The following is a 2,621-nucleotide window of genomic DNA, read 5'->3' as shown; positions in this document are numbered from 1 at the left end:
GACAAGCTCGAGAAGGACGACATCCTCGCCGGCCTCACGGTCGTCCTGACCGTTCGCCTGCCCGAACCGCAGTTCGAGGGGCAGACCAAGGAGGTGTTGGGCACCCCTGCCGTGCGCCAGATCGTCTCGAGCGTGGTGAGCAAGGGGCTGCAGGAGCGCTTCGCGTCCACCAAGCGGGATGACAAGTCGCAGACATCGCAGCTGATGGAGAAGATCGTCTCCGAGATGAAGGCGCGCATCTCGGCCCGCACGCACAAGGAGACGCAGCGCCGGAAGAACGCGCTCGAGTCCTCCTCGCTCCCCGCGAAGCTGGTGGACTGCCGCAGCAATGACGTGAATGACTCGGAACTGTTCATCGTCGAGGGCGACTCGGCTCTGGGGACAGCCAAGCTGGCGCGCAACAGCGAGTACCAGGCGCTTCTGCCGATCCGCGGCAAGATCCTGAACGTCCAGAAGGCGTCCGTCAGCGACATGCTCTCCAACGCCGAGTGCGCCTCGATCATCCAGGTCATCGGCGCCGGCTCGGGCCGATCGTTCGATCTTTCCGTCGCGCGCTACGGAAAGATCATCCTCATGAGCGACGCCGACGTCGACGGTGCGCACATCCGCACGCTTCTGCTGACGCTCTTCTTCCGCTACATGCGCCCGCTCATCGAGGAGGGGCGCGTGTTCGCCGCGGTTCCGCCGCTGCACCGCGTCGTGGTGCAGCATCCCGGGTCGAAGCCCAACGAGACGATCTACACCTACTCCGAGAAGGAGCTGCACGCGCTGCTGGCGAAGCTGCGCAAAGCGGGGAAGAAGTGGCAGGAGCCGATCCAGCGCTACAAGGGCCTCGGCGAGATGGACGCGGAGCAGCTGGCATCGACGACCATGGATCGATCCGGACGCATGCTCCGACGTGTGCAGCTGACCGACGCGGAAGCGGCGGCCACCGTGTTCGAGCTCCTCATGGGAAACGAAGTCGCCCCTCGCCGTGAGTTCATCGTGGAATCCAGCGATCGGCTGGGACGCGAGCGCATCGACGCCTGACGCAGGGCTCGGCGCCGGCGCGGACGGTTCAGCGAACGCCTGTCCCGATGGACCCGACGGCGGCATCGAGCGGCGTGCCGGAGCCGTCTCGCTTCGCTCCCGACGGCGGCAGCGCGCGTGTCGCCCCCTCGGGTCCCACCGCGCGCGGATCGTCACCGACCCACGCGAGGGTCAACGCATCCTCACCGCGCACGAAGCGCTGCGAACGCACTCCGCCGGTCGCCCGGCCCTTCGCGGGGAACTCCGTGAAGGCCGAGACCTTGGCGGAGCCTGCGTCGGCACCGGCGAGGGCGTCGGCGCTGCCGGCGACGGTGACGACGACGGTCTCCGTCGTCGCAGCGACGACGCCGAAGAAGATGGCGCGCTGTCCGTCGGCGAGACGGATGCCGGACATCCCGCCTGCGGAGCGTCCCTGGGGCCGCACGCTGGAGGTCTCGAATCGCAGCAGCTGCGCATCGGTGGTCACGAAGACGAGCTCCGACCCATCGGGGGCGGCCGAGGCGCCGATGACGCGATCTCCGTCCTTCAGGGCGATGATCTCCACGTCGGGTTTCGCGGCGATCTCGGCGGCCGAGACGCGTTTGACGATCCCGGCGGCCGTGCCGAGGGCCAGGGGCGGGTCGTCGGCGAGCGACACGAGCGCCACGACCTTCTCGTCCTTTCCGAGCGGCAGATACTGATCGACGCGTGCGCCGGCGGCGAGGGCGACGGAATTCCCGGGGACGGAGGGCAGGTCGACGGGGGAGAACCGCACCAGTCGACCGAGGGAGGTCACCGCGCCGACGTCGCCACGGGTCGTGGCGTCGACTCCGGAGCGAACGGCATCGTGCGAGGACCGACGGGTGGGGGCGACGAGACCCCCGCCGCCGACCTCGGGATCGAGATCGGCCCGCACCATGCGGCCGGTCGTCGACAGGAAGACGCGGCAGGGCGTGTCCGCGATCTGCAGATCGGCGGGAGCGGCCTTCCGCGAACGCGGCTGCACGGGCCCGCCGTTCAGCAGCATCGTGCGCCGCGGGGTGCCGAACATGTCGGCGGCGGTCTGGAGCTCTCTGGCGACCTGGGCGCGGAGCAGGGCGTCGCTGGCCAGCAGCTCCTCGAGGGCGGCGATGTCGGTCTTCAGCTGGTCCCGCTCGCCCTCCAGTTCGATGCGGCTGAACTTGGTGAGCCGACGCAGGCGCAGTTCGAGGATGTACTCCGCCTGTGGCTGAGAGAGGTCGAAGACGTCGATGAGCCGGGTGCGGGCCTGGTCGCCATCATCGGAGGTGCGGATGACCTGGATGACCTCGTCGATGTCGAGGATCGCGATGAGCAGCCCCTCCACGAGGTGCAGGCGCTCCCTCTTGCGCTCCAGCCGGTAGCGGCTGCGGCGCGTGACCACCGAGATGCGATGCTCGAGATAGACGCGGAGCAGGTCGCGTAGCCCGAGCGTCTGAGGCTGTCCCTCGACGAGTGCGACGTTGTTGAAGCTGAAGTTGTCCTCGAGAGGGGTCAGTCGGTAGAGCTGCTCCAGAACGGCCTTGGGATCGAACCCGGTCTTGATGCCGATGACCAGCCGCAACCCGTGTCGACGGTCGGTGAGGTCGTTCACG

General features: G+C 68.4%; 2 protein-coding genes. One reads left to right on the top strand and one right to left on the bottom strand.

Translation table 11 applies throughout. The annotated features are described in order from the left end of the window. Nucleotides 1-1,029, top strand: a 1,029-nt coding sequence (locus tag B4E30_RS12100) for a toprim domain-containing protein (protein ID WP_286795428.1), incomplete at its 5' end; no start/stop codon positions are given. A gap of 28 nt (nucleotides 1,030-1,057) precedes the next feature. On the opposite strand, the gene B4E30_RS12095 is transcribed toward B4E30_RS12100, so the two are convergent. Then, nucleotides 1,058-2,621 (bottom strand): DNA gyrase subunit A (locus B4E30_RS12095; RefSeq protein ID WP_286795427.1); only part of this gene is annotated, 1,564 nt, incomplete at its 5' end.

Origin of the sequence: Microbacterium sp. UBA3394 (assembly GCF_002358725.1) — a bacterium.
In the GTDB taxonomy this organism is placed as follows: Bacteria; Actinomycetota; Actinomycetes; order Actinomycetales; family Microbacteriaceae; genus Microbacterium; species Microbacterium luteum.
The sequence above is the reverse complement of the archived record's forward strand: the minus strand, read 5'-3'. Positions and strand labels throughout refer to the sequence as shown.